Here is a 284-nt window from a genome sequence, read left to right as displayed (position 1 = left end):
GTCACTCCTCAGCTGGCAGCCATTGTGGTTGGAGGGCCCACAACCCATGGCTCACTGGACCCTGTTTCTCTTTCCTCCCACTTTATCCTTCTTTTCAAAGAAGCACCAGGAAAAAAGAAAACATCAAACGTAGCCCTTCCGAATCCCCCACGAGGCATCAGCCCTGCTCACCACTCACCTTTCCACACCACAAGCCACAAGCTGGTTCCCAAAACCCTCCAGCAAACCCATGGCTGGAAGGACAGAAGACCAAAAACCACAGACTTCCTCGGTACAGTCCATAC

Annotated in this window: 1 protein-coding gene; it reads left to right on the top strand. The window is 52.5% G+C overall.

Translation table 11 applies throughout. The features are described 5' to 3' along the window. Nucleotides 1-284: hypothetical protein (locus LZD48_RS19370; RefSeq protein ID WP_235764148.1), on the top strand; the 284-nt coding region annotated here is incomplete at both ends.

It is taken from the genome of Oceanobacillus alkalisoli (assembly GCF_021556485.1).
GTDB lineage: Bacteria > Bacillota > Bacilli > Bacillales > Amphibacillaceae > Oceanobacillus > Oceanobacillus alkalisoli.
The sequence above is the reverse complement of the archived record's forward strand: the minus strand, read 5'-3'. Positions and strand labels throughout refer to the sequence as shown.